This window comes from Agaribacillus sp. DX54, assembly GCF_056858335.1.
In genome coordinates this window covers 43,766-67,447 of the sequence record NZ_JBXEQE010000015.1, presented here as the reverse complement: position 1 = coordinate 67,447, position 23,682 = coordinate 43,766, and the positions used below count along the sequence as shown (strand labels likewise).

General features: G+C 41.2%; 27 protein-coding genes. 6 read left to right on the top strand and 21 right to left on the bottom strand.

Annotation, left to right across the window (positions count from 1 at the left end):
• Positions 1-125: 125 nt before the first annotated feature.
• Positions 126-614 (bottom strand): DUF427 domain-containing protein, encoded by a 489-nt coding sequence (locus tag AC04NP_RS16620; protein ID WP_482860951.1) that lies wholly within the window; start codon positions 612-614, stop codon positions 126-128.
• Between the two features lie 454 nt (positions 615-1,068).
• Between AC04NP_RS16620 and AC04NP_RS16615 the strand changes: the two genes are divergently transcribed.
• From AC04NP_RS16615 to AC04NP_RS16605, 3 genes are read left to right on the top strand one after another with little or no spacing between them, the layout of a single operon-like run.
• On the top strand, positions 1,069-2,475 hold the full coding sequence (locus AC04NP_RS16615) for a WD40 repeat domain-containing protein (RefSeq protein WP_482860950.1): 1,407 nt from the start codon (positions 1,069-1,071) through the stop codon (positions 2,473-2,475).
• Between the two features lies 1 nt (position 2,476).
• Complete coding sequence (locus tag AC04NP_RS16610; RefSeq protein WP_482860949.1) at positions 2,477-2,680, top strand: WD40 repeat domain-containing protein; 204 nt, start codon at positions 2,477-2,479, stop codon at positions 2,678-2,680.
• Positions 2,620-3,666 (top strand): WD40 repeat domain-containing protein, encoded by a 1,047-nt coding sequence (locus tag AC04NP_RS16605; RefSeq protein WP_482860948.1) that lies wholly within the window; start codon positions 2,620-2,622, stop codon positions 3,664-3,666. Before AC04NP_RS16610 ends, AC04NP_RS16605 begins: the two co-directional genes overlap by 61 nt.
• A gap of 46 nt (positions 3,667-3,712) precedes the next feature.
• On the opposite strand, the gene AC04NP_RS16600 is transcribed toward AC04NP_RS16605, so the two are convergent.
• From AC04NP_RS16600 to AC04NP_RS16565, 8 genes are all read right to left on the bottom strand, one after another.
• Positions 3,713-4,144: a hypothetical protein gene (locus AC04NP_RS16600; protein WP_482860947.1), complete on the bottom strand. Its 432-nt coding sequence runs from the start codon at positions 4,142-4,144 to the stop codon at positions 3,713-3,715.
• Positions 4,141-5,106: a hypothetical protein gene (locus tag AC04NP_RS16595; protein ID WP_482860946.1), complete on the bottom strand. Its 966-nt coding sequence runs from the start codon at positions 5,104-5,106 to the stop codon at positions 4,141-4,143. Before AC04NP_RS16595 ends, AC04NP_RS16600 begins: the two co-directional genes overlap by 4 nt.
• A 20-nt stretch (positions 5,107-5,126) precedes the next feature.
• On the bottom strand, positions 5,127-5,408 hold the full coding sequence (locus tag AC04NP_RS16590) for a hypothetical protein (protein ID WP_482860945.1): 282 nt from the start codon (positions 5,406-5,408) through the stop codon (positions 5,127-5,129).
• 72 nt (positions 5,409-5,480) lie between these two features.
• Positions 5,481-7,364: a pyruvate kinase gene (locus AC04NP_RS16585; protein ID WP_482861031.1), complete on the bottom strand. Its 1,884-nt coding sequence runs from the start codon at positions 7,362-7,364 to the stop codon at positions 5,481-5,483.
• 411 nt (positions 7,365-7,775) lie between these two features.
• Complete coding sequence (locus AC04NP_RS16580; RefSeq protein ID WP_482860944.1) at positions 7,776-10,241, bottom strand: ABC transporter permease; 2,466 nt, start codon at positions 10,239-10,241, stop codon at positions 7,776-7,778.
• A 186-nt stretch (positions 10,242-10,427) separates the two neighbouring features.
• Positions 10,428-10,796, bottom strand: coding sequence for a type II toxin-antitoxin system HicB family antitoxin (locus AC04NP_RS16575; protein ID WP_482860943.1), 369 nt, complete (start codon positions 10,794-10,796; stop codon positions 10,428-10,430).
• 3 nt (positions 10,797-10,799) lie between these two features.
• Positions 10,800-10,979 (bottom strand): type II toxin-antitoxin system HicA family toxin, encoded by a 180-nt coding sequence (locus tag AC04NP_RS16570; protein ID WP_482861030.1) that lies wholly within the window; start codon positions 10,977-10,979, stop codon positions 10,800-10,802.
• A gap of 188 nt (positions 10,980-11,167) precedes the next feature.
• Positions 11,168-12,289, bottom strand: coding sequence for a Gfo/Idh/MocA family oxidoreductase (locus AC04NP_RS16565; protein WP_482860942.1), 1,122 nt, complete (start codon positions 12,287-12,289; stop codon positions 11,168-11,170).
• A 172-nt stretch (positions 12,290-12,461) separates the two neighbouring features.
• Between AC04NP_RS16565 and AC04NP_RS16560 the strand changes: the two genes are divergently transcribed.
• On the top strand, positions 12,462-12,755 hold the full coding sequence (locus AC04NP_RS16560; RefSeq protein ID WP_482860941.1) for a GNAT family N-acetyltransferase: 294 nt from the start codon (positions 12,462-12,464) through the stop codon (positions 12,753-12,755).
• A gap of 25 nt (positions 12,756-12,780) precedes the next feature.
• Here the strand turns inward: AC04NP_RS16560 and AC04NP_RS16555 are convergent, their stop codons facing one another.
• The 3 genes from AC04NP_RS16555 to AC04NP_RS16545 all read right to left on the bottom strand — a co-directional run bounded on the left by AC04NP_RS16555 (position 12,781) and on the right by AC04NP_RS16545 (position 15,524).
• Positions 12,781-14,139, bottom strand: a complete 1,359-nt coding sequence (locus tag AC04NP_RS16555) for an FAD-binding protein (RefSeq protein ID WP_482860940.1) — start codon at positions 14,137-14,139, stop codon at positions 12,781-12,783.
• Positions 14,140-14,225: 86 nt separating this feature from the next.
• Positions 14,226-14,378, bottom strand: coding sequence for a hypothetical protein (locus tag AC04NP_RS16550; protein WP_482860938.1), 153 nt, complete (start codon positions 14,376-14,378; stop codon positions 14,226-14,228).
• Positions 14,379-14,498: 120 nt separating this feature from the next.
• Positions 14,499-15,524: a hypothetical protein gene (locus AC04NP_RS16545; RefSeq protein ID WP_482860937.1), complete on the bottom strand. Its 1,026-nt coding sequence runs from the start codon at positions 15,522-15,524 to the stop codon at positions 14,499-14,501.
• Positions 15,525-15,909: 385 nt separating this feature from the next.
• Here AC04NP_RS16545 and AC04NP_RS16540 point away from each other — a divergent pair, with 385 nt between their 5' ends.
• Positions 15,910-16,284 carry a helix-turn-helix domain-containing protein gene (locus AC04NP_RS16540; protein WP_482860936.1) on the top strand — a complete coding sequence of 125 codons (375 nt, stop codon included), beginning with the start codon at positions 15,910-15,912 and terminating at the stop codon, positions 16,282-16,284.
• Between the two features lie 3 nt (positions 16,285-16,287).
• Here AC04NP_RS16540 and AC04NP_RS16535 read toward each other — a convergent pair whose 3' ends face one another.
• The 3 genes from AC04NP_RS16535 to AC04NP_RS16525 all read right to left on the bottom strand — a co-directional run bounded on the left by AC04NP_RS16535 (position 16,288) and on the right by AC04NP_RS16525 (position 17,741).
• The gene (locus AC04NP_RS16535; protein WP_482860935.1) at positions 16,288-16,497 is read right to left on the bottom strand and encodes a cold-shock protein; all 210 of its coding nucleotides are present in this window, start codon (positions 16,495-16,497) and stop codon (positions 16,288-16,290) included.
• A gap of 495 nt (positions 16,498-16,992) precedes the next feature.
• The gene (locus AC04NP_RS16530; RefSeq protein WP_482860934.1) at positions 16,993-17,361 is read right to left on the bottom strand and encodes a DoxX family protein; all 369 of its coding nucleotides are present in this window, start codon (positions 17,359-17,361) and stop codon (positions 16,993-16,995) included.
• Positions 17,358-17,741 carry an alkyl hydroperoxide reductase gene (locus AC04NP_RS16525; protein ID WP_482860933.1) on the bottom strand — a complete coding sequence of 128 codons (384 nt, stop codon included), beginning with the start codon at positions 17,739-17,741 and terminating at the stop codon, positions 17,358-17,360. The genes AC04NP_RS16530 and AC04NP_RS16525 overlap by 4 nt, the downstream gene beginning before the upstream one ends.
• 97 nt (positions 17,742-17,838) lie before the next feature.
• Here AC04NP_RS16525 and AC04NP_RS16520 point away from each other — a divergent pair, with 97 nt between their 5' ends.
• Positions 17,839-18,618 carry an alpha/beta fold hydrolase gene (locus AC04NP_RS16520; protein WP_482860932.1) on the top strand — a complete coding sequence of 260 codons (780 nt, stop codon included), beginning with the start codon at positions 17,839-17,841 and terminating at the stop codon, positions 18,616-18,618.
• Here AC04NP_RS16520 and AC04NP_RS16515 read toward each other — a convergent pair.
• The 6 genes from AC04NP_RS16515 to AC04NP_RS16490 form a co-directional block, all read right to left on the bottom strand.
• A complete protein-coding gene (locus tag AC04NP_RS16515) occupies positions 18,587-18,994 on the bottom strand; it encodes a hypothetical protein (protein WP_482860931.1) in 408 nt (135 codons plus the stop codon). The two genes, AC04NP_RS16520 and AC04NP_RS16515, sit on opposite strands and share 32 nt — an antisense overlap.
• 280 nt (positions 18,995-19,274) lie before the next feature.
• Positions 19,275-19,619: a hypothetical protein gene (locus AC04NP_RS16510; RefSeq protein WP_482860930.1), complete on the bottom strand. Its 345-nt coding sequence runs from the start codon at positions 19,617-19,619 to the stop codon at positions 19,275-19,277.
• Positions 19,620-19,770: 151 nt separating this feature from the next.
• Complete coding sequence (locus AC04NP_RS16505) at positions 19,771-19,989, bottom strand: metallophosphoesterase family protein (RefSeq protein ID WP_482860929.1); 219 nt, start codon at positions 19,987-19,989, stop codon at positions 19,771-19,773.
• A gap of 66 nt (positions 19,990-20,055) precedes the next feature.
• Positions 20,056-20,616 (bottom strand): hypothetical protein, encoded by a 561-nt coding sequence (locus AC04NP_RS16500; RefSeq protein WP_482860928.1) that lies wholly within the window; start codon positions 20,614-20,616, stop codon positions 20,056-20,058.
• 91 nt (positions 20,617-20,707) lie between these two features.
• Positions 20,708-23,338, bottom strand: coding sequence for an ABC transporter permease (locus AC04NP_RS16495; protein ID WP_482860927.1), 2,631 nt, complete (start codon positions 23,336-23,338; stop codon positions 20,708-20,710).
• Entirely contained in the window at positions 23,335-23,670 is a 336-nt protein-coding gene (locus AC04NP_RS16490; RefSeq protein ID WP_482860925.1) for a PadR family transcriptional regulator, read from the bottom strand. The genes AC04NP_RS16495 and AC04NP_RS16490 overlap by 4 nt, the downstream gene beginning before the upstream one ends.
• Between the last annotated feature and the right edge of the window lie 12 nt (positions 23,671-23,682).

Genomic DNA, 23,682 nt, shown 5'->3' with positions numbered 1-23,682 from the left:
ACCTTGTTTTACAAAAATAATTAGATTAATATAATATGCATATAAAATTTGTATCTGTTTAAACTATTTTTTTCCAAAAGATCTTTGGCAGCGAAATCTCTTTCCCTGAGCAGGTTGCCGTGCTGCTACCAACCCCAGGTTCCGGCAGCGCCTTTAAATGGACCGACAATATTGGATGTTATCCAACCGCCGTAAAAATCGCCTTCTTGGGCCTGAACCACTTCATCGTTGACATAACACCTATCCATCCTATGTGCATATACAGCCACATGATCCTTAAGCGCGCTATAAACTCCCCTGGCCTGTGAATATTCCCAGGCAGCCCCGGGTGCCGTTTTGTTCCTTAGTATGATATCATAATACCTGGCACTTCCCTTAAACTCACAATTGGAAATGCCTTGTACACCTTGCAGCACGCCAGACCGGAAATCCTCTTTTGGGAGATAGTAAGTGGGTGGGTGACTGGTTTCCAGGATTCGCCAGGCTTGATGGGTATCCAAAATGATTTCTTGGTTGAATATAATCCTGATATGACCATTAAACTGTTCTATTCCAGGGGGTCGTGGGTAATCCCAAACTGACTCCTGCCCTGGCTTTGGCTTGATTTTTTTCATGTTTTTGAGATTGGCATTCTGAATAAATTCCGGCAACTTTCTGACTGCCTGATTTTTAAACAAGGAGAAGGGCAAATTGTTGTAAATTCAAAATAGAATCCGTCAGCTATTCTTGCTGCAGGGCTTCAACCGGGTTAATTGTAGGGGCTTAGTATTCATTTACAACAAAAAATCGCATAGGAATACCAGGTTTAATGCGGATCGACCTTTACCGGTTACTTTCAATTATGCCCGGATTAACATCTTTTTGCTTAATTCATGTAATTACCGCAACTTGCCGGCCATTATGAAATAATCAAATTATTGAATATCAATACTTTATAGAATTGACTATCAAAAGAGAAAGGATTTTGCAAATACTTAAAAGCTACCTGGGTATGATAAAAAATTTTGTCATTAATATTGAAGAAAATATAAGCAGATTAAGTAAATTTATATACGTAACTGTTCCGGCATGAATAGTCAAGCATTGGTCGCGCTTATTGTTTACTTCTATCCTGCCCTGGTTTTAGCCCAAAGCAGTTTGATAGAACAAAGGAAACATGAAAAGGCCGTAAGGTCCATTGCATGGAGCCCGGATTCAAAACGCCTGATAAGTGGGGATGTGGATGGGATTATTAAAATCTGGGATAGGCGTCACCTGACCATTGAAAGCACCTGGCAAATTAACAGATTGGCATGGAGCCCCGATGGAAAGTACCTCGCCGGGGCCACAAGTGACGGCATGATAATAATCTGGGATGTCAAAGGGACAACTGTGAAAAAGTTTTTGCCCTTTTCACCGGAGGAATTTCTTGATGTCGAAACAAGTTCAAATGGCGAATTCGTGGTTAGTGGGGGTAAACAAGGATATTTTCGCCTATGGCAATTAACAACCGGTAGTTTGACCCGTTCGCCACCTATTCATAAAGGTGCTATTAATGACATTGCCATTAGCCCTGATAATCAATTAATTCTGACGGGCGGTAAGGACAAGAAAATTACCATTTCGACAGTTCCCGGGTTGAGCCAGTTAATAGGTTTTGAAGGTCATGACCATTCGATTACGGCCGTTGAATGGAGCCATGATGGCAAACGTTACGCCAGTGGTGATGAAAAGGGTATTGTTAAGATTTGGGATGCCGACATTCATGAGCTGATACGAAGTTTTGGCGCTGAAAGTCGCTGGAAATGGCCTGTAATCAGCTTCAGTTGGAGTTCTGATGGACGTTATCTGGCCACTGGTTATTATACAAGTCACTATCAGGTCTGGGACATACAATCCGGTGTTCTGGTAAGAACCATCAGGGGATATACTGAAAGAGTAGCAAAATGTCCGGGAAATGGATTTATTCAATTCAGTCCTACTGGAGATTACATAGCCGGAGCTACCTTAAATTGTGAGGCTATTGTGATATGGAATAGTTTTAATGGCCGGGTTCACAAGGTTTTAGGAGGCCTTTCAGCTACTACACCTGCGTTAATTTTCAGCAACGATGAAAAGTACTTGGTATCCGCCGGCGACGACCATATTATACGCATATGGCGCATAGATTCAGGCTTGGTTATAAAAAAACTTTCTGCTGGCTCAGGAGGATTTTGTTCAGTAAATCTGAGCCCAAATGGTAAATGGATTATTAGCGGAGAATATGAAGGGAGAATCCGAATATGGGATTTAAACACAGGTGTGAATGTATTTACGCTTTCACTACTTAAGGATCGTGATGACTACATTCTATACAAGCACCAAAAGCCCGTTAGCGGCACAGATTTTGCAATTAAAAATTTCTTGAAAACCAGTGAGAACGGGAATCCTAAACCTACCTCAGCCTACAATTTAACAGTCTCCAAAACACTTCCCGTCATAAAAATAACCGACTAAAATGAAACCTAACCACGCACGTGCGGTGATGCATTTGCCGCTAATGGTCATGTTATTGTTTTCAAATGCCTTCACACTATCAGGCCAAAACATACCTGACATCAAATTCCAGGTAGGCCATTCGGATTTTATTACCTCAATAAGTTGGAGTCCTCACGGAAAATACCTGGTAACCGGCGGGAATCTTTCTCCGGAAGGGTGGTGAATACCCTCAGTAAGCATACTGGCGGAGTAACGGCGGTAAGTTGGAATCCGGATAGCAGGTATTTCGCCAGCGCTTCAACCGATGGGACTGTTATTGTGTGGGATCCGGAAAAGGGTGAGCCCGTACAAGAATTCTTTCTCTATCATAAAATCAAAGCCATGAAATGGAGTCCGCGAGATAACCTCATCGCCTGTGGCATAGAAAATAACGTTTTAAAAATACTGGAGTTCGCACCTCAAAAAAAAACACAAGCTTTTCAGGGAGCTGATGAACGCTTTACATTACTGGGCCACGATAACGCAATTGGTGCTATTGATTGGAGCCCGGATGGGAAATATGTTGTCAGTGCTGATAATTCCGGCAAAATCATTATCTGGGAAGCTTACACGGGAAAGCAGATCCGCGTTATAGACAATAAAAATATCTCCATATCCACTTTGATATGGACGAAGGACAGTAAAAGTATTGTAAGCGGAGAGCCCATGTACTTCAAGAAAGGGTCCGGTAAAACCCTCACTGCTAAACTATTGGGTGAAAGAATTCCAATTTATCTAAAAGTTTGGGATGCTTCAACAGGAGAGCTGAAAAGGAAAATTCTGGTTAAATCCGGAGTTTCATCCCTGGTGGGAAGTCCCGATGGCCGGTTTGTCGCGGTAAGGGAGTTCCTCGATGATACTTTGTACATCATCAATATCAATTCTGGAAAAGTAACGGGAAAAATGGATGGAAACAATTATATTGGAATGGGTTTGGCCTGGAGCCCCGAAGGCCGGTGGGTTGCCACGGGTGGATCTCCCGGGATCCTCAATATTAAGGGCATCCGGGGTGGAGAAACCCTTGAATTGGATAAAGCTGATGCTGATAACAACGGGTTACAAGTCAGCGAACTTAAAGATTATATTATTCACGAGGTTGTTAGAATCTCGGAGGGGGTCCAAAAGCCAACAATCAGAAGGGAGAATTCTGAGTTTAATTTCACATTTTAGCCATGGTTCTTTAATGGGTGGTGAACACATTGGAGGCCAAACACGTTTAATTGGCTTTTGAAATACTAAAAAGATCGGGAATAACCTGCGACAAGTAAACCCCAAAAAATGTTTCAATAATAGCAATACCGTTTCTGAGCCAAAACAGATCGGTGTTTCCTCCCAGTCCAAAAATAAATATGACACCGATAACACTTATGAAATGTAGTGAGATCACTAAAGTAACAATGGTTCCATAAAACCTCGATTTTACCCGGTCAGTTACCTTTAATGAGTTGTCAGCTATTAAATATTTTACGATGTTTCCTGTGTACAACCCCCGCAGTGGAACCAGTAAAACCAGGGTTTCATTGAACTCATCCCCATCCATCATTCTCAGGGCACTCAGAGCGATCAATAATACGAAAAGTAACAGGTCGAATCCCAGGATTAGGAACCCAATTCGCTGGCCAAGATTGGCTTTTTCAAGACTATTCATTTTTGAAGCATGTTTAAGATCGCATCTTTAAGGTCACTGGTGTAAGCATTCAAATAGGATTGGTATCTGGGTGCCATGGGTTTGTATCTTTCATTTTTGGGTGCAAACCATCCCGAACCATATTTACCCCTTACTTTGAATCTGACATCAATCCTCTCACGCCGTTCCGGGTCAGGAATTAGCTCGATCCGGTAATCCAGCAATTCATAATAACCAATGCCAAGCAAGTTCCCGGGAATGACGCGTTTTGTGAGATTTATTGCCTTAAGTTCGATAAGGTCATCTGCAGTATTCCTAACCTTAATTTCAAATTTGTCCGCATCAATGGCAGGCCGGTAGTCTGACTTGCTGAGGTCCTCTTTCAACAGCTTAATAATTTTTGACTTAACTACCGCCCCGGTGCCCCGGACTTTTAAGGACTCTTTACCCGTAAATTTGGAATTATCGATTTTCACAGAAAAACTTCCCTCTACCTCTCCCTTGGAAATAGTGGACTGTGTTTGAACTTTTCTATCATGATAGAATAATTTAATGAGCGTATCCTTACCTCGGATCACGATAGAAGACTGGCTATTATCTAAGTCCATGAGGTAAACAAAATACTCCATTAATGCTGTTTCAATGTCATTTGCGGTCTTTGTTTTAAATTCGTTTTTAAGAGCTCTCCAGGAGGAAACGTTTGGAGTGATGAGATAAAGTGTAATCATCTCTTTGCCAATCTTTAATTTGTCAGGTAGATTTCCTGATCTTGTGCTGTCAACTGTCAAGGCCTGATTCAAAGAAGTCGCTTTAAGCCAATATTGATACGCGCCTATCTGATTGTTGAAAAAATTCCGATATTGCCGCAAATCTTCATTCTGGGCCTCCAGTGTAAAAGAAGTAGTGTTCAGCAGGGCTACAATAATAATTATGATATGTTCAAACCGGCTCTTAAAATTTTCTGTTTGTTTAAATGCCATCATAAACCATTGAACATTAATTGTTACAACAATATACTTACTAATTTAATGACAAACAATGGTTCTGTCAGGCATAAATGCTCATTCCTACCTCCTATTCCTTGCAGCGCTTCAACCGGGTTATTGGTGGCAGTTTTGAACACATGATAACTCACTGTTAACAAAGCAATGCCCAGGACAAAAATACCTGCTATAACAAAAGGCCATATGCCGATTTCTGTGGCATAAGCAAAATCAGCCAGCCACTGGTGCATAAAATACCATGAAATGGGTATGGAAATCAGGAAGCCAAATATTACCGGCAAAGAAAATCCCCTGGATAGTAAATAAAGTAGCTGGGTAATGGTCGGGATCAGACATATTTGAGGTCAGTAGCCTCAGGATTTAAACTGGGTGGATACCTTTAACTTGCGTAAAGTAGCATACTTTTTGACCTGATGATCCTGCATTCTCTTCAGGATGTCATCCAAAACCTTAATGGCTTTTACAATATAAGGGCCTTTGTTGAGCATTACGCATTCAGCGCGTTGGGCCATTGCTGCGTCGGTGATCTCGGCCCGGGAAGGCAGGCCTGATTTGGTAAGGCCTTCTAATACCTGAGTAGCCCAAATGACCGGTACATGGGCCGCTTCGCAAAACCACATAATTTCTTCCTGCAATTCGGCCATCCGTACCCAGCCACATTCAATCGCCAAATCTCCACGTGCTATCATAACACCCAGGGGATAGTTTCGCATGGCGGTCAACAATATCCATGGTAAATTCTCAAACCCCAGGCGAGTTTCAATTTTTACGATAATTCCAAGATGCTCTGCGTCCCGTTTTTTCAGCTCATCAAGCAAAAAGGCTATATCGGAAGGGTTGTTCACAAAAGACATACTCACTACGTCGGCATGAGCTATGATAAAGTTCAGGTCCTGCAAATCCTGGTCAGTGAGACTGTTTAGTTTTATTTGGCTTTCGGGAAAATTGATCCCTTTGTCTCCCCTTAACTTGCTTCCTTTGGGTTTGGCAGAGGTGATGTCAAGGGTCATTTGCTCGGGACCAACAGCGCATATTTTTCCGGCTATTTTACCATCATCTATATAAACAGGTTCACCCGGCCTCACATGCTGGAATACCTGGGGGAGCGTGCATGAGATGAAGGCCGGTTCGATCACCTGGCCATGTTCATTGATTACTGCGGGCCGTCCGGGCGACAGGGCTTTTTTCAGTATTAGTTTATCCCCCTCATTTAGTGTTATCGGTATCTCCAAAGCAGGCAACTCCTGTACTGCTGCCCTCAGGGCCTCCTTGGTTTTAGGAGAATAGCGTTCCATCACGGTACCCGGCTCAATGTAGGCCGTTTTCCCGCTTTCCGCCCAAAAGCCATCCTTTCCTTCTCCAACAATTTTAAGCTTTCTTTTCTTTCCTCTTCTGTCGGTAAAACGTATCTTATCACCTTTCTTTAACTGACTTATCCACTTTTCGGGCATGGAAAAGGTAAGTTCCGGTTTTGGTATAGAACTGGAGACAATTTTTTCAGCGGGCGTTATCAAAATTCGGGCAGGAGCGACAATTTCCCCCTTTTTATTCTTCATGGCCCGCCACTTTAAAACTTTTGTGCCGGTATCTAATTTTCCGGTTCTCAGCTTGGGCCCTCCAAGGTCCATAATTATCTTACAATCCACACCCAGCAGCTGTTTTGCCTTTTTGATATTGGAAATCATAGCCAACCACTCTTCCGGAGAGTCGTGGGCACAATTAATACGAGCAGCATTCATACCAGAAGCCAGCATCGCATGAATCCGATCATAATCATAGGCTGCATCCCTGGAAAGCGTAACCATAATCCGACCGTCCCTGCCCTGGGATGGCGGGCCAAACAAGGCATGCGTATTCGCTTCCAGTAATTCCATCCCCCAGAAAATGGAAGGTTGCATGTCTTCCTCATTAGAGGCGGGCCGGTTTGAAATTTTGTTTAGAATCTCTGATAAATGATGCAAATTGGACATCACATGACTTTCAGCGCGCCCCAGAGAAGAAAGCCCCATTCCTGCCAGGTTTTTTTGAAGCTCCCGCACATCATGTTGTCTCAAAGCAATGTAATGGAGCAGGTTTTTGGCACTTTCTCGAAAATAAGGATGTGCCCTGTTGATTTCTTCTTTACATTCATCTGCTAAAGCAAAGGCGTAATCCTTCAGGTCTTGTACCTGACCAATGATCCGGTCCATTTTTTCATTCCATTCCATGTTGCTTTTTTGCTTTTTACCGGCATACACATAACCCTCCTCCACTAACTTGCATGACCGTAAATAATTGCCAATGTGTATCGCCCATTACCTGGTGATTTTGTAAGCTAAAGTTAGCACCGATATGGCGCTCCTGAAATGATGACTATCATGTTTGCATAAATATCTTAATCATTTAACCTTCTGATCAAAAGCTGGTAACAAAAAATTAACAGGATGTGCTTTAGGTGCACCTCGCCTCACCGCAGAAAGTATTCAATAATCACCATTAGCTAATGGTATTAATCATTTTTGATTATAGAAACAGGGTTTGTATGGGCCAGTCTGAGTGAATGGAAGGTTGTCGTAGCTACGGTCAGGTAATTTTTTATTTTCATAGCAGTCTATTTAAATACGGTTAGAAGACGATTTCCCCAGATGAAAGTTACACAGGATATTTCATCATTCATCCTTTAAACTCTCAACCGGATTAGTAAAGGCAGCCTTAAAAACTTGCCTGCTGATCGTGAAAATAGCAACGATAGTAACACAAAAAATGGGAACCATAAAAATCCACCAGGGAATTTCAGTTCTGTAAGGGTAATCCTTCAGCCATAGATCCAATAAAATCCATACCAGTGGCATCGCGATCAGGCCGGCAATAAATATCAAAACCATGAGGTCTTTGGTAAGCAGCCTTACCAGGCTTCTGATTGAAGCGCCAAGTACCTTTCTGATGCCGATTTCCTTTGTTTTTTGTCTTACTGTAAATAATGAAAGACCATAAAGCCCCAGGCATGCAATAAAAATAGAAAGCCCGGTGAACATATTTAAAAGATTACTGAATTGCCGCTCGGATTTATACTGCCGGTCGAACATTTCATCCGGAAAGAAGTAGTCGAAAGGAGTATCCGGAAATACGTTTTTCCAATTCTCCTGTATTAACCCGATGTTTTCTTCAAGTTGATCTGTACCGGTAAAATTCATTTTAACCGACAAATACTTCACAGGCCCGAAGAAGGTCTGATAAGCGATCGGATAATTCTGCTCTTTGAAAGAAGTAGCCCTGAAATCCACCACCCCGATAATCTCATGCCCTCCTTCCCGGTTATTACCCCGGTAAACTTTTGCACCAATGGCTTCACCCGGAGAGGACAAACCAAGTGCCTTAAGTCCTTCCATGTTGATGATTACGTTTCTGCCTTTAGAGGAGGGTTGAGGTGAAAAATACCTCCCGGCAACAAGCCTGGCATTGAATAATTGCATAAAATTAACGTCAACCCGCGAGTAGTATATGTTGGCCCATTGATCCTTTTTATTCATATTCCTGATGTCCGGAATGGCTATCAGATGTTCTTTGCCGGGGACATCGGCTGATGCGGCAAACCCTTCAATTGTGGGATAAGAAGATAGCCGGTCCTTCAGAATGTCCAGCCGTTTATTAAAAAGGGAATCTGATCCGGGTGGCCCGAATACATTCAACGTCCTGATCACCAGCGTTTGGTCAATGTTAATTCCCAATTCTTTTTCCTGCATAAAACTAACCTGCCTAAAAATGGCCATTGCCCCGGCTATTAAACCCATCGATATCGTGAATTGGAAAACCACCATAGCTTTTTTTAAATAGCCCGTATTACCTTTTTTCGAAATAATGGCAGAATTACCCTTTAGAATGCTTGAGGGATGAAGGGAGGAAAGAATTGCTGTAGGATAAATGGCGGAGAGCAATGAGCCGAGAATGATAAGGACTAAATAACTGGCAGAAAAGACCCAAAGTCCGGATTGATTGTATGGAATAGCCTGCCCGTTGATTTCGAAATAAACACTGACAATAAGCTGGGTGAAACTAAGTGCTAATAACAGCGCCAGAAAATTCATCCATAGTGACTCAAATAAAAACTGTTTTACCAAATCACCTTTTGTTGAACCCAGGGACTTTCTTATACCTGCTTCTTTAGCCCTGTCCATAACTTTGGCAGTCGACAGGTTGACATAATTGGCCCAGGCGATAAGCAATATAAAAAAGCCCAGGATAAAAAGAATGGATACAGACCGGATGTTGCCGTTTTTCCCGGCCTCACCCAGTAAATTTGAATGCAAATGTATGCTTGTGAGTGGTTGAAGGGAAAACACGGGATCAAGATTGGGATTTTGTCTGTTGCCCATATATTTATCGACCAGGCTGGGGAACTTGCTTTCAAGATAGGGTACATCGGTACCCTCGCTCAGGCGAATGTAGTTATAGAAACCGTCCCATTGCCAATTGTTTGCGTCCCCTCCTCTCCTTTCACTGGTAACAGACTCCCATCCGAAAAGAAAATTAAATTGTATGTGTGAATTGTCAGGAACATCTTCAAAGACCCCGACTACCTTAAAATCTCCAAAGTAAGGGTGATTAAGCAATTGATTAATAGCAGGTTTATCACCAAAATACTTTTTAGCAATGGATTGAGCTATTAAAACCTCTCCTTTTCCCACCGAAACCATGTTGATATCTCCTTCAACTATTGAGAAATTAAATATATTGAAGAAATTGCCTTTGACATGATAAACCTGCTCTTCCGGGAACATCAGTTTCTTTCCATTCTCTGAAACGGAAGTGATGATTATATCTGACTGATCACTGATCTTAAACAAGGTAGTGTAATCAATAACTTCGGGATACTCCAAAGTCATTGTTTTCCCCAGCGGGATAAAAGATTGTGCCTTTTGGTATTGTAACTTGCCGTCAACATAGCGGTCATGCTGAATTCTGTAAATATTTTCCGCTTTTTCATGGAATTGATCATAACTGAATTCAAAGGCCACATATTGAAATATCAATAGACTGGCTGCCATGCCAATGGCCAGGCCAAGGATATTGATAATGGAAAACGATTTGTTTTTCAGGAGAATCCTGCAGGCACTTTTGAAATAGTTACGGAGCATGTTGCTATAGTCTCCAACATTGTGCCAATATCATAACATATTGATTTTTAAATAAATAAGACATAAATCAGAATTATAAATTTAACTCAAATGTATCATTGCGGCACAACCGTCGTTTCAATATGAAACATCAGGTCAATACAAACCCTCTCGTGATTGCACGGATGGATATTACATAAATGGATGTTAATTACATGCCAGATTATTATCAATATCCTTTTCATGAGCTATCGCATAATAAATAGCCCTTTTAACAAAATCATTTAAAGAGATCTGCTTTTTTGTAGCAATTGTCGTGGCCTTCTTGTGTAATTCGGTACTTATTCTAACATTAAAGCTTCCTTTATAGGTTTTATCAGGTTGCTTTCCCAATTCCTGACACGTTTTTAAATAATCATCCACAGCTTCTTCAAAGGCTTTTTTAAGCGCTTTTACAGACTGACCTTCAAATGTTATCAGGTCATTGATGCCATTAATTTTTCCATGAAATGCTTCATCGTCAGAATCAAAATTAACAGTACCAAGATAACCTTTATACGTCAAATAATTGCTCATGGCTTACAAGTTTAGGTGCTCTATTATTTGTTTAATTAAATATCTTTTAATCGTTTTCTCCGGATGTGGTTCATGTATACTAATGATACGATTGGATGCATTTTTAAATTTTCTCCTTGAACCTCCCGTTTTTCCTTTACTCTTTATTTCTTCATAGCCGAAGTGAGACAAGACCTTTCTCAATTCATCCCAAGTAAAATCTTTTGGATTTGACTTAAACTTTTTGATGAGCTTGTCTATTGTTCCCAAATCATTTTATTTATTAAACGTTTGCAACTAATTTTCAGTTACAAATATAGAACAAATTCCACAAGAAATCAAAAAGATAAAGAAATTTAAAGATCGGTTACCTCATCGACTGGTATTTCGTATTAGATATTAACCCGCTTATTTCCTGATGCGAGTGATTTATAAACAGCCTCCAGCACCTTCATATCTTTCAACCCTTCCTCACCTGAAATGATGGACTCCGTATTCTTTAGTACGTTAAGAGCAAAATTATCCATTTGCACTGCCTGTTGATTGGGCGCATCGAAATCAAGAATTTCATTGTTCAGGCTACCCTTCAGCCCGTCATAACTATAGGCGGGCATTAATATACCACGTGCTTTTTCGGTGCTTACAATAAGGTGATTGGTACCAAAGGAATAAGAAGTGGTATGATTAGATACACTTCCGTCGGGAAATTCCATTTGCCAGGTGATTGTTTCATCTACTTCCTTGAACTTTTTCCGGTCAGTTTTAAATTCCTGTGCTGTCAGCGCTACAGGTTCCTGGCCATAAGTATAACGTGCTGCCTGTACGCAATAGATGCCTACGTCCATCAAGGCACCGCCGCCGGCCAAATCTTTTTTCAGGCGCCACTGGGTAGGATCGCCTATCTTAAAACCAAACTGGGAGCTAACGTAAGTTACTTTACCAAAAGGCCGTTCTTTGTTAAGATTGATCATCTTTTCGTGATAGGGACTGAATTGAAGCCGGTAACCGATGGATAGCTTTACATTGTTATCTTTGCAGGCTTTGATCATATCATTGCATTCTTTGACAGATACTGCCATGGGTTTTTCACAGATAACGTGCTTACCCGCCTTTGCTGCTTTAATGGTGAATTCCGCATGCATGGAGTTGGGTAAAACCACGTAAATGATAGCTATGTCATCATTGGATGCGATGCTTTCGAAATTGTCGTAGTTGTAGATATTTTTAGCAGGAATGTTGTACTTTTCTGCCCAGACTTTTTCCTTTTCCTTAGTGCCTGTAACGATGCCTGCCAAATAGCAATGCTTAGTTTCCAGCAATGCCGGGGCCAGTTGATTGGTTGAGTAACTGCCTAATCCCACCAGGGCAATGCCCGGTTTTTTGGTTTGCAAGGAAGTTTTATCAACTGCCAAAGCAGAAGTAAATGGTGCTGCGATTCCCATACCGGCAATGCCAATCGCGGAGTTTTTGATAAAGTTTCTGCGTGAGTGCTCATTAGTTCCGAAGTGTGTCATTTTAATTGAACTTAGTTGTAGTTAGATGATTGAAATAGTAATTTATCAATAATTTTCTAATGGAATGTCCATGAAAATGATTTTTTCAGCATGTATGGTAAGAGTTCAATGCTTTCTATAATTATATTTGAATAGGTATTACTGAAAGACCCTGAGTCTGAAAACAAATTCAATGATGGATAAAATAGAAATTCGAGAAGTAAAGAACACGGATTTTGACACCATATTCGTGTTCATAAACGAGCTTGAAAATCAAAAATTTGACGTAAACAGGCAAAGGGAAATATTTACTGAAAATCTGGCCAACCCATATAACACTTATTTGCTTGCAACAATTGATACGAAGCCGGTTGGATTTCTTAGCTGTCATATTCAGCATTTGCTACACCACAGCGGATTGGTCGGCGAAATTCAGGAGATGTATATAAGACCGGAGAGACACAAAGAATTTTGTCGAAAGCGTTAGGCAACACCTACAGGACGCTTGTGCTTTAAAAAAGATTTTTGTTCAGAAATTCATTGCGGAATTTGCCTTCCGGGTCAAATTCCAGCAATAATGCTTTAAAATCTGCTAACTTTTCAATGCGGGATTGTAGCACCTGAGGAGAAATCGTAAACAGCTTTCCCCAATGGGGACGGACATGATAGGGCGAAAGCCCTTCTTCTATCATTGGTAACAGTTTTTGAACGGCATCCCACTCCGGTTTAAAAGTAAAATGAATGGCCACACAAGGCTTTTTATAGCATGGGCTCATCCAAAAATCATCCTGATCAATGGTCCGGATTTCTGAGATGAATAAATGTGGGCTTATTTTTTCATTCATTTTTTCAACAGCCATTACTGCTTCATAACCATACTCCATCGGAACAAAATATTCAGCCTGTAATTCTTCGCCCCGGCTGGGGGTGAATCCCATTTTAAAATGTGGCAACCGTTCATACCAGGAACCATCGATGCCCAATTGATCAGTACAACTTTCTGCCGAAAGGGTTTCTACCGGATGTAAATGGTTTTCAGCCAGTGTGGCATTAAAAAACTCCTTCCCTGTCACTGTTTGGGCAGCGTTTGTGAGACTTTTAATCCAAACCTGATTAATGTTTTTGTTGCGCCAGTCCGTAAACAGGCTAACACTGTAACCACTGGACATTATGGTACCGAAATTGGCTTCCAGGGCGCTCATGGGCATGTTACGATAAACAACCTGTTGCATTTGATAAGTGGGGATAAGATCTAAAGTAATTTTGGTAATAACTCCCAAAGCTCCCAATCCAACCACTGCTCCGTCAAAAAGTGCTTTGTCTTTGTCCCGCGGCAAGGTTGTGACTGACCCGTCAGCCTTCACCAGTTCCATGGCTTTTACCGCGATGGGCAGAGCACCGTTTTTTACGCCCGATCCATGGGTAGCGGTAGCACAGGCCCCGGCAATTGATATGTGCGGCAAAGAAGCAAGATTGTGCAAACCGTAGCCATTTTCGTGTAAATACCCGCAGATATCGCCATAGCGAACCCCGGCTTCGACGGTGATGGTTCCCGCAGATTGGTCCGGGGAAAAGATCTTCTTCATACCTTTTAGCGAAACAAGGGTTTGTTTGCTGTCTGCTATCTTGTTAAAAGAATGACGCGAACCCAGGCCCCGCAAACCAGGAGCGCTGCGGATTATTTGCTGTATCTGTTCTGTCGATGTAGGGTAGCGCACATTTCCGGTACTGTAAGTCAGATTACCGGCCCAGTTGGTGAGCGGTGTGGCTGGCTCGTCGGAGTTACCGGAGGGGGTACAAGACATCAAAGGAGATAATACCGTGCCGGTGGCCACCATTGAAGAAGTTTTTAAAAATGTCCTTTTATCCATTTTATGGCTTTTTTCGAAATTTAAGGTATTGCCTGATTACAACCAAAGCGAAACCGGCAATTTGATGGATTTTATAACCTCAAAACTTAAAATCGCGCTTCTACAAAATGTCCCTCCCTGGTTTTGGTACCTGTTTGCAGGGACCGGTATACTTTTGCTTCATGGGCAGTTGGGATTGATTGTACGAAAGAATTGGTATTCGTTAAGGCAAGCAGCCATAAAAAATGTGAAATTTTCATAGATAGCAGGTGATTGATCACAAACAGTACCAAAAGATCATATTGTACTTGAACTTTTAAATATAGCTTTTTTGCGGGAGGTCGAAAAAGAGGTGGGTCGACCTGACACCACCCGGAAGGCTAATTTAATATTACACGTTTTATTTCTTCAGATACCAGTTTATTGAAATGTGTTGTCGGATGCCCATTATCTGCGTCGATGTAATTATGTTTATCATACCTGGTAAAAGTAGAATCCTGCGTAATCAATTCTTTCGACCGGATATAGGGTATGTTGTTTTCTTCGAAAAGGTTAGCAAGGAAAGCGTCCCGCCATCCCCGTTTTTCCGGATCAGGCGACAGCAATTGATTAAAAATGACAAATACATAGTCGTAATTACGGGAGTCCAACTCCTTTTTCATATTTAAAATAATCTCTTTGTTCAGCTCCTTTTTATTTCTCATGGCTTTCCACTTTCCGCGAAGCCTTGACCTGATCACCTCGGGAATCAAGTTTTCCGCATAGATCAGCCTTCGGTAAAGATAGGAACGGATTCGGGGTGGATTTTGCTCAAAGTATTCAGCAGGATTGGAATAAATCGAGTCTTTCGAAAGCTTCAACTGGCCTTTTTCAAGGGTGAAAAAAGGCTTTTGGCCATCCCTCACTTTCAGATAAGACCGGTCGATATCTGTGGTCATGATACTTACAATCACAAAAGGTTTTTCGAAATGATCGAGTGATTTTTGCATCAAAAGGTAGATCTGATCCACTCCGTAGCCTCCGACGCCATAATTTAAAAAGTGATGTGCCTTTGAAAAGCTACTGTCATTGTTCAATATTTCCTGAAAGCAGGTGGCACCTACACATTGGGCAAAGGAATCGCCATAGAGCAATACCGGCCGTTTATCCTTGATTCGAGGTTCGTCATTGTGAAGGTAAGTGTTCCTGTCAAACTCCCCTATCCAACCCAGGGTTTCATGGGGTACTTTTGCCCCTCCTGCGGTATTGCCAAAAAGATAGGCGAGTTTCCAGTAATCATCCCCATAAAAAGAGTCGTCATAAAGTCTTGGATCCCTGAGGTGCTCAAATTGCTTCAGGTTACTGTACAGTATGATCCGGTAAGCAAATTCCGCAGTAAAAAAGCCAATGGACAATGATATGTCCAAAAGAATTAAAATTCTTAAGGTGTGACTTAAGCTTCATGGTAATAGGTCTTAATCAGCGATACCGGCTACAGATACCGCGTGAAGCATGGTTTTAGCTATATATTACAAAGAAATTGTAAAATTCTACTTCAAAGTTATACAAAATAAATATTTATTTTAAAAAAAGCGGTTCATTTGAAAAATATTCTGTGGTACTTTTGTTATAATAGGCTATTTTAAAATGTCCTCCATACCTTCATACCGAAGGGTGTCTCCGCTATGATAGACTTTCCACTGACCAAATTCAACTACATAGCCCATATACAGGCACCGTCCCAAAAAATCCTTCTCCGGCAAATTATGCGCTGCAGGCACACCATGCAATGTAAAATGTATAGTTCGATGATTGGCTGGTCTTGTCTATGTCCAAACGCACCAGCAGGAAGAGGCTTATAAAATGACCAAAGTGTATGACTATATCATGGCCCGTTTTCGCCATCCGATCCTATTACAGGAAGTAGCCCGGATTGTCAACCTTACACCTCAGTCATTTTGTCGTTTTTTCAAGTCCCGTACTCGAAAAACATTTTCGCGCTTTCTCAATGAGGTCAGGGTCGGATATGCCTGTAAGCTGATGTTAGAAGAACACCTGAATATTTCAGATATCTGTTTTCAAAGTGGCTTTAATAACTTGTCTAACTTTAACCGGCAGTTTAAGAAGATTGTCAATAAGTCTCCACTTAAATACCGAAAAGAATATCTTGCCGGTGGGTTTAAATAATAATTATTTTTTATCTTCTTCGCTCTCATCCTTTTCCGGAGGTGCAGAGACTATGTTGCCATCCTCATCCAGGTAGGCCATCATATCTGATAAATCACCCCCTTTGGCGTTGTTCTCCTTACGCTCCTTTCTCCTTTCTTCCTTTTCCTTTTTCTTCATTTGTTTTTTTTTCTCTTTTTGCTTTTTGATAAAGCTATTTTGTGATCTTGCCATATATTTTAGTTTAAGTAAAGAAATCATCGCTATGTTCCGTTAATTAACTGGATTTCAACGATAAAAGAGGAAGAAATAAATTTCACAAGGAAATGCCCGGAAATTATTCAGGAGGGTCAAATGCAGAGTGACAATTACCGCTTACCAAATACAAAGATAACATTTTAGGCCTGTTTTTTCAGCTTAAAGGGAGTATTAATGCATTTATTTGATATAAATAATTGATAATCAATGCATTATATTCAACTAATCACTGTATGCCGGCTGTGCAACATTTCCAGCACGGAATGAAATATTATACCGGGCAAACCAAAACATCTGAAGGCCATACTATGACTTACACATAATGGCTAATATATCAACCATTGATTTTTTACAAGTAAACAAAATTTGTTCCCACCTTATCCGTTAGTAAAGGAGATAAACAGGAGTTATGAAATAAAAAGCTGTCCCTTCGTTACCTGGGCAGCTTTTTGTATTTCAATGATACCGGTTTTACTTCCGGTGATACCAGGCCCAGGCAATCAGCAAAGGGTGCACCACTACCAACCTCACCCAGGCCACCCAAAGTGGCGCACATAGGCCGTCTTCTACACACCCGTCTATCTCAATAAAATATACGTGAGAAGGAATAAAAGCCAATAACATAATAATAATCGCATATACAGCCCATTTCCTGGAAAAAATGGGAACCAAGGCTATCCCAAAGAACACTTCCAGGAGACCACTGACAAGGTTAATCCATTCGGGGTAAGGCAGATAGTACGGAATCAATGGTAAGTAAAATTCCGGATTCAGGAAGTGGTTAAGCCCCGCCAATACATAAAAACCTGCTAGCACTGCAAGGCTGATTTGTTTCATCATTTTAGCTTCCAGTTTGTCGTGAAATGCACTTTTTTCAGAATCAAAAAGAAAGGCACCCACCATATGAGATCATTTGTGATGAGCGTCAGGCCAAACTGCGCTGAGGCCTGACCGGTCAAGTAGTTGAAAACAAAACCCATTGGTCCGAATAGCTTGCCTAACAACCCAACTGCGACGATGGGCCAATGCCGGATCGGATCGGAACTTGCCCACCAATAACCCAGCCCGTAAAGTCCTATCACCATACCCATTCCCTGCCATATCATAGGATGATTAAGCGGTTCCATACCCGTTATGGTAAAAAAATGTGCCGGAAAGAGCACTACCCAGGCTCCCCATAAGATGTTGTACAGGGCCGCTGCCTTAAGGGTTATGGCCATCCAGCTTTTAGATTGATAATGATTTGTCACTTGTTTTGAGTTCAGGTGGATAAACATTTTGGAGGGTACTTTTGTTCTAGTTCCACAGTTTTTTTGTATGTTACATTTTGAAACCGTAAACCGCCACCGCGACCAGGATTGGATCGTATTCATTCATGGCGCAGGAGGAAGTATTAACACATGGAACTATCAGGTGCATGATTTCAAAAAATACTATAACCTGCTATTGATAGATTTACGTGACCATGGAAAATCCAAAGATATCAAGCCTGACTTCGATAATTACAGATTTTCAATCATTACGGCCGACATTAAAGAAGTGCTGGATCATCTGAAAATCAAAAAGGCACACTTTGTAACACTTTCCTTCGGAAGTGTGCTGATGCAGGATTTTTCGATGAGATACGGGCACCTGGTAAATAAAATGGTTATTGCCGGCGGGATTTTTAGAGGAAATTATGCGATTAAAGCTTTTGTAAGCCTGGCCAGGGTTTTTAACCACTTTTTATCATACAGAAAAATGTATGGTTTGTTTTCCTACCTGCTAATGCCAAAAAGGAGAAACCAAAAGGCCCGAAGAATCTATCAAAGACAGGCCCAAAAACTGACCCGGCGGGAATATATGAAGTGGGTAGGTTTGTATGGTGAATTCTTCAGGCTTTTAAAGCAATTTTATAACCGGATACTTCAAAACCCTACTTTGGTCGTAATGGGTGGTGAGGATTTTATATTTTTAAAAAGTGCAAGAACATTCGTCAATAGACAGCCCTACGTAAGTATGGAAACGCTGGCAAAAGTGGGACATATCTGTAATATCGAGAGCCCCGACAGTTTTAACAAATTGGTTATGGACTTTCTTGGTGCGTCAAAAAATTGACAACAAAAACCAGTGTCCAGAGAATCGTCCTGATCCAGTTAATTTTTACCAGAGACTCCACGGTACCAGCTAATGCTTTGTTTTTGGATATATTTCCATGAAGTGGTACTGCAAACAGAAATGTTACTACCCAGGCAGCCAATATCATCATAAAGATCCATAACCGAAAAAAATTGAAATCTTTCAATAGCCAATAGCTGTGCAGGGCCAGTTGTCCGATCATAAGAGGCATGACAACCAGTGAAATGTTACGGGTATATCGGGTATGCCATTTAACCAGGGCTTCTTTTTCATAATAATAAAAACCCGGATAGACAACCAACTGAACTACCCAAATCAGAACAACAAGGCCAAAATCAACGATTTTAAGGTACATTTCTTGCTAATAAAAGCATCCTGGCAATAAACAATTTTAGGAAGCAATTGTTTTAAATCCATATGCTATCGGCATATCATATTCAATTTTTTTTATTTTAAAACGGGCATAGCTACCATCACCGGTATTCCACACTACCTCTCCATAAAAAGGTATTGGCAAGTTGTTAATCCGTTGATAGTCTATGTATTGACATCCTTTTCCAATTGTGATCTGATCATAATATTCAGTAGATGCTTTTTTTAAAAGTTCGTTGGGCCAGTTTCAACCTGGATATAAGCTAAATGAGTTCTGACCTTTTGATCAGAACAATCAGGACAAGAATGATCAACAAGCCTGAGTAAATCAACAGGTTATTTTTCGCCAGCCAATTAGGCAAAAAAATGTCGAAATTGGCTTTGGTGGAACTGGTGTATCTTCGTGCAATTGGAGAGAGCGGACAAGTCCACTTATTTGTGATGAGCACAATACATTCGATTAAAATCATACCGACGCCTAACCAAAACCTGAGGTCAATACGGTCATAGATTACGGCGTAAAACAGATAACCCAATACTAAATTAAAAAATATCCAGATAACGGTATGTAGCATTTTTACCAGAAGCAATTTTGAAAGGCTATCCATTTTTTAGGATATTTATTGTTGAAAGGCAAACCGCCTTTGACTTAAGTTTTACAAAATCAATAATCGGGAATTTGCTTCCTAAAACTAATGATCTAAATCAGCATAGAGAATAAGACAGGTTTAGCTTAGCATCCGGATGGCTGCTATATTTTCATTTTTCAAGTTCGTAGATGATGCCCGATGAACCGGCATTTACAATGGTGATGCTTCCTGATTTGTCTGTTTTTCCATTGGATTCATGGACATGCCCGCACACGACCAGTTTGGGTAGACGCTTTTCTATGGTACGTCTGACAGCCTCACTGCCCAGGTGCTGGCCTTTGGATGATCGATCCAAAATCCCCTGCACCAATGACCACGTCAACTTCATTTGCCATAGCGACAAGATTCTGGCAATGCTTTTGGTTTACATAAATATCACTGAAAAGTAAAAGGCTCATTGTTCCACAAAACTAAGCATCTTGAGCAGATTAAAAGTGTTTGTACCCAGAAATTTAACCGGCGATAAATGGAGGTATTTCACCCGGATTGTATTCATTTCACTTAAACCAATACTTGAAGTATTTCTCAACACAATTTTAGCGGCAATGATAGATTTTAAGGTGGTGGCTTTAATTCTGATAGTATGTTTGCTGTACCTGGCCGGATGTATATGGACAAAGGCCAGGGGATCGAACCCCTTTCTTAGTATCCAGGTGGATTGATCCGATAGTGATATTTCGATAAAGCCACTGTGTTGGTCCAGAAACCGGAAAAAGCTACATTTTCCCAATAGATGAGCTTTTTTCAAAAATGCGATAACCTCTTCTGTAATTTTACTGACCGATAATTCGCCAAGATACAAGTCCATCTGGGTATTCCCCATCTTCAATAGATCTGATTGAAGCTGTTGATGGTCTTTTTGTTTGTATGCCCGAATATACTTTCTAATAAAGTCAAGGTGATGTTTAAGTGGGTTGAATAAGATAAGTTCGCTGAGGTTTTCTGTGGCTGTCATAATGGATTTAACGCTCCTGCATGCGCGTTGTTGCTTTAACAAGTTCCGGGGCGATTCCCGGATACATCATTGCTATCACTGACCGGGATATTCATTCATTGCGCAAAATAGTGGAAGGATTAGTACGTGCAACCCGGATTGTTTCGAAGCATATTGTCAGCAGCGCAATGGCCATGACAATAATCACCCCCATCATGATGTCAAAAAAGCTGAAACTTACTTTGTAAACAATTTCTTCAAAGATTACAGTATTCACATAGTAATAAGTGAGTGGAATAGCGACGATAGCTGCAAGGACAAGGAGCAGCATGAATCCCCTGCCCACCAGGTAAATCAGATTAAATTCACTGGCCCCAAACACTTTGCGAATGCTTATTTCTTTCAGGCGGGATTCTGTTGTAAAAACAACCATCCCCAATAATCCCATTGAAGCTATGGTAACAGCTAAAAACGCCATAAAGCTCATAATTGTCAACCAGGATACATACTCTTTGTAGGCTTCTTTGATCTGGTCGTCGTAAAATGAAGCCTTCATCGGGTGTACCGGGTCAAACCTCTTCCACGCCTCTTCAATTTTCTTCATTGTGCCAAAAACATCCGCTGTATTGATTAAAATATTGAGATATTTATTCTGTGCCGGTTCATAAATAAACGCAAAAGGGCTGATCTTATAGTCGATCCTGCCGAAGTGAAAATCCTTTAAAACACCTTGAATAACCTTTACATCATCTGAAATAATGATCTCCTCCCCAATCGCCTGATCCGGCGTACCGATGCTGAACCTTTTTAGTAATGACTCATTGATAATAACCTGGTTGTTGACGGCACTATCATTTTCGCTGCCTTTTACAAAATTACCCCCTGCGAGAAACTCATGGCCATGCAAAGGTAAATAATGTTCATCCACCTTGTTATACTTAATACTGGTAGAATCCGGCGTACCCTTGGATTTTTTTGCCTGCGTACCCCAGTAGTATCCAATACTTGTAACCAAACTGCTTTGGGACAGCTTTTTTATTTCTGGTAGCTGCTTTAACTCATTGACCAATGTGGCCGGATCGTTGTCAAACAAGTTTAAATTCAGAATGTTTTCGGTATTAAACCCCAGGTCAAAAGAAAGTGAATACCGGTATTGCTTGTATATGAGTGTCACCGCTATAATGAAAGCCAGTGAGATGGTATATTGGAGTAAAATCAGGATTTTTTTAAAGTTAAATTGCCCGGATAGCTTGATCCTGTTCATGTTATTAAGCACTTTCAAAACAGTAACCTTCGAAAAAAACAAAGCCGGGAAAAAACCTGCCATCAATCCCACTGCCACAGCCAGTAAAAGGAAATAGCCCATCAATTCAGGTGTTAGCTGCAGTGTCACAATATCAGCCATACGGCGATCAATCGTAAAAAAGTAATTCCGCAACACCAGAAATAACCCCAGGGCCACCATCAAAGCCACCAGGGATATCAGGGTCGACTCCAGGATGAACTGCGACCACACCTGGAAGCCTGAGGCACCGTTGACTTTTCGAATACCGATCTCCCTGGATCGTCGCATGGACCGGCCTAATGATAGATTTGTATAGTTAAAACAGGCCGAAATTAACACCACGATCCCTAAAAGCACTAAAGTCCAAACCATTTTGGTTTCCATGGTTGGACCAAAAGTGTTATTCAGATTAGCCCCTGGAATAATGCCTAGTAACGGCTGCAAGTGTGCCTTGATTACTGTATAGTCACTCTTGCTATTTTCTTCTTCGCTGATTTTGTCCAGTCCCAACTGGACCAAAGATGGATCCTGATGCTCTTCCAGCTTAAAGTACACGTAGTGATCCCACATATTGTTCCAACTGGAGAACCATTTATGGTGCTTATTAGCGTTTGCGTACGTGCTGTATGATCCCAGAAGCTCAAACTGCAGGTGGGAATTCATAGGTGGTTTGGCAACCACACCGGTGATGACATAACTTTCGCCTTCAAGGATGACTTGTTTGTTAATAGGTGTTTCATCGCCAAATAGTTTTTTGGCCGATTCATCGGTAATGACCAGTGCGTTCAAGGCTGTAAGTGCGGTATTTTTGTTACCAGCCAAAAGGTCGAAGGAAAAAACATCGAAAAACTCATCGGATGCCCACCGCAATTGAAGAGGAATCGTTTTGTTCTCATAGGTCACATCACTTTTAGCACCCCTATGAAGTATCGTAAGGTGCTCGATTCCAGGAATTGACGCCAGCATCTTCGGACCGGTGACAGGTGAGGTGGACGCATAAAATGAATTGTCAACTTTACCAAGATACTCATAACTACCGTTGATCCGGTATATCCTGTCAGCATCTTTGTGAAAGGTATCGAAGGTATAGATTTCACTGATGAAAGATATCAGCAAAAGGCCTACAGACATGCTGATGGCCAGTCCGGCAACATTGATCAGTGAGAATAACCAATTTTGCCTCAAGTTACGGGCCGATGTTTGAAAATAGTTTTTAAACAATAAAAAGTGGTTCATAGGATGGTTGATTTTCGGCTTTTGCACTGTATAAATCCTGAAAAACTTCAGAACATCGATCACGTAAATGAAGCGTGCCATCTTCAGGCCCTTTGTCTTGATATTCCGGAGATAAAATTCATGAATGTCCCCTTCCAAATCTTCGGCCATTTGTCTGTTACAATACCAGCGAAGAAAACGGGTTGCCCATTTGGGGGGTAATGGCAGCTTGTTTTTTTTCATTTTAAGTTTTCTAAAACTATAGAAGGAATCTTATCCCAAAGCCGTTGACGGAGCTCACGTGATCTGTTAACAGCAAAAAAACCCCCGGAAGTAAGGCTATAGTACCGCTTTCTTTTACCTCCTCTTTCTGCCGTCGGTTCGCCCAGTTCACTTTTAAGGTATCCTTTCTTTTCCAGCCTGTTCAGAATCGCATGCACGACACCCAGTTTCACTTTGCGCGCTATTTGTTCATCCAGTTGATCTACTATGGCTACACTGTAAGCCTGGTTATCGAGTGTGGCTACTGCCAATAGGACGACCTCTTCAAATTCTCCCAGGTTTGATCCTTTCATGATTAAATTGTT

Excerpts from the sequence above, each read along its gene's own strand:
- AC04NP_RS16620 (WP_482860951.1), bottom strand. The coding sequence starts at position 614 with ATGAAAAAAATCAAGCCAAAGCCAGGGCAGGAGTCAGTTTGGGATTAC.
- AC04NP_RS16615 (WP_482860950.1), top strand. The coding sequence starts at position 1,069 with ATGAATAGTCAAGCATTGGTCGCGCTTATTGTTTACTTCTATCCTGCC.
- AC04NP_RS16610 (WP_482860949.1), top strand. The coding sequence starts at position 2,477 with ATGAAACCTAACCACGCACGTGCGGTGATGCATTTGCCGCTAATGGTC.
- AC04NP_RS16600 (WP_482860947.1), bottom strand. The coding sequence starts at position 4,144 with ATGAATAGTCTTGAAAAAGCCAATCTTGGCCAGCGAATTGGGTTCCTA.
- AC04NP_RS16595 (WP_482860946.1), bottom strand. The coding sequence starts at position 5,106 with ATGATGGCATTTAAACAAACAGAAAATTTTAAGAGCCGGTTTGAACAT.
- AC04NP_RS16580 (WP_482860944.1), bottom strand. The coding sequence starts at position 10,241 with ATGCTCCGTAACTATTTCAAAAGTGCCTGCAGGATTCTCCTGAAAAAC.
- AC04NP_RS16575 (WP_482860943.1), bottom strand. The coding sequence starts at position 10,796 with ATGAGCAATTATTTGACGTATAAAGGTTATCTTGGTACTGTTAATTTT.
- AC04NP_RS16565 (WP_482860942.1), bottom strand. The coding sequence starts at position 12,289 with ATGACACACTTCGGAACTAATGAGCACTCACGCAGAAACTTTATCAAA.
- AC04NP_RS16560 (WP_482860941.1), top strand. The coding sequence starts at position 12,462 with ATGATGGATAAAATAGAAATTCGAGAAGTAAAGAACACGGATTTTGAC.
- AC04NP_RS16555 (WP_482860940.1), bottom strand. The coding sequence starts at position 14,139 with ATGGATAAAAGGACATTTTTAAAAACTTCTTCAATGGTGGCCACCGGC.
- AC04NP_RS16550 (WP_482860938.1), bottom strand. The coding sequence starts at position 14,378 with ATGAAAATTTCACATTTTTTATGGCTGCTTGCCTTAACGAATACCAAT.
- AC04NP_RS16535 (WP_482860935.1), bottom strand. The coding sequence starts at position 16,497 with ATGGCAAGATCACAAAATAGCTTTATCAAAAAGCAAAAAGAGAAAAAA.
- AC04NP_RS16530 (WP_482860934.1), bottom strand. The coding sequence starts at position 17,361 with ATGATGAAACAAATCAGCCTTGCAGTGCTAGCAGGTTTTTATGTATTG.
- AC04NP_RS16525 (WP_482860933.1), bottom strand. The coding sequence starts at position 17,741 with ATGGCCATAACCCTTAAGGCAGCGGCCCTGTACAACATCTTATGGGGA.
- AC04NP_RS16520 (WP_482860932.1), top strand. The coding sequence starts at position 17,839 with ATGTTACATTTTGAAACCGTAAACCGCCACCGCGACCAGGATTGGATC.
- AC04NP_RS16515 (WP_482860931.1), bottom strand. The coding sequence starts at position 18,994 with ATGTACCTTAAAATCGTTGATTTTGGCCTTGTTGTTCTGATTTGGGTA.
- AC04NP_RS16510 (WP_482860930.1), bottom strand. The coding sequence starts at position 19,619 with ATGGATAGCCTTTCAAAATTGCTTCTGGTAAAAATGCTACATACCGTT.
- AC04NP_RS16505 (WP_482860929.1), bottom strand. The coding sequence starts at position 19,989 with ATGAAGTTGACGTGGTCATTGGTGCAGGGGATTTTGGATCGATCATCC.
- AC04NP_RS16500 (WP_482860928.1), bottom strand. The coding sequence starts at position 20,616 with ATGACAGCCACAGAAAACCTCAGCGAACTTATCTTATTCAACCCACTT.
- AC04NP_RS16495 (WP_482860927.1), bottom strand. The coding sequence starts at position 23,338 with ATGAAAAAAAACAAGCTGCCATTACCCCCCAAATGGGCAACCCGTTTT.
- AC04NP_RS16490 (WP_482860925.1), bottom strand. The coding sequence starts at position 23,670 with ATGAAAGGATCAAACCTGGGAGAATTTGAAGAGGTCGTCCTATTGGCA.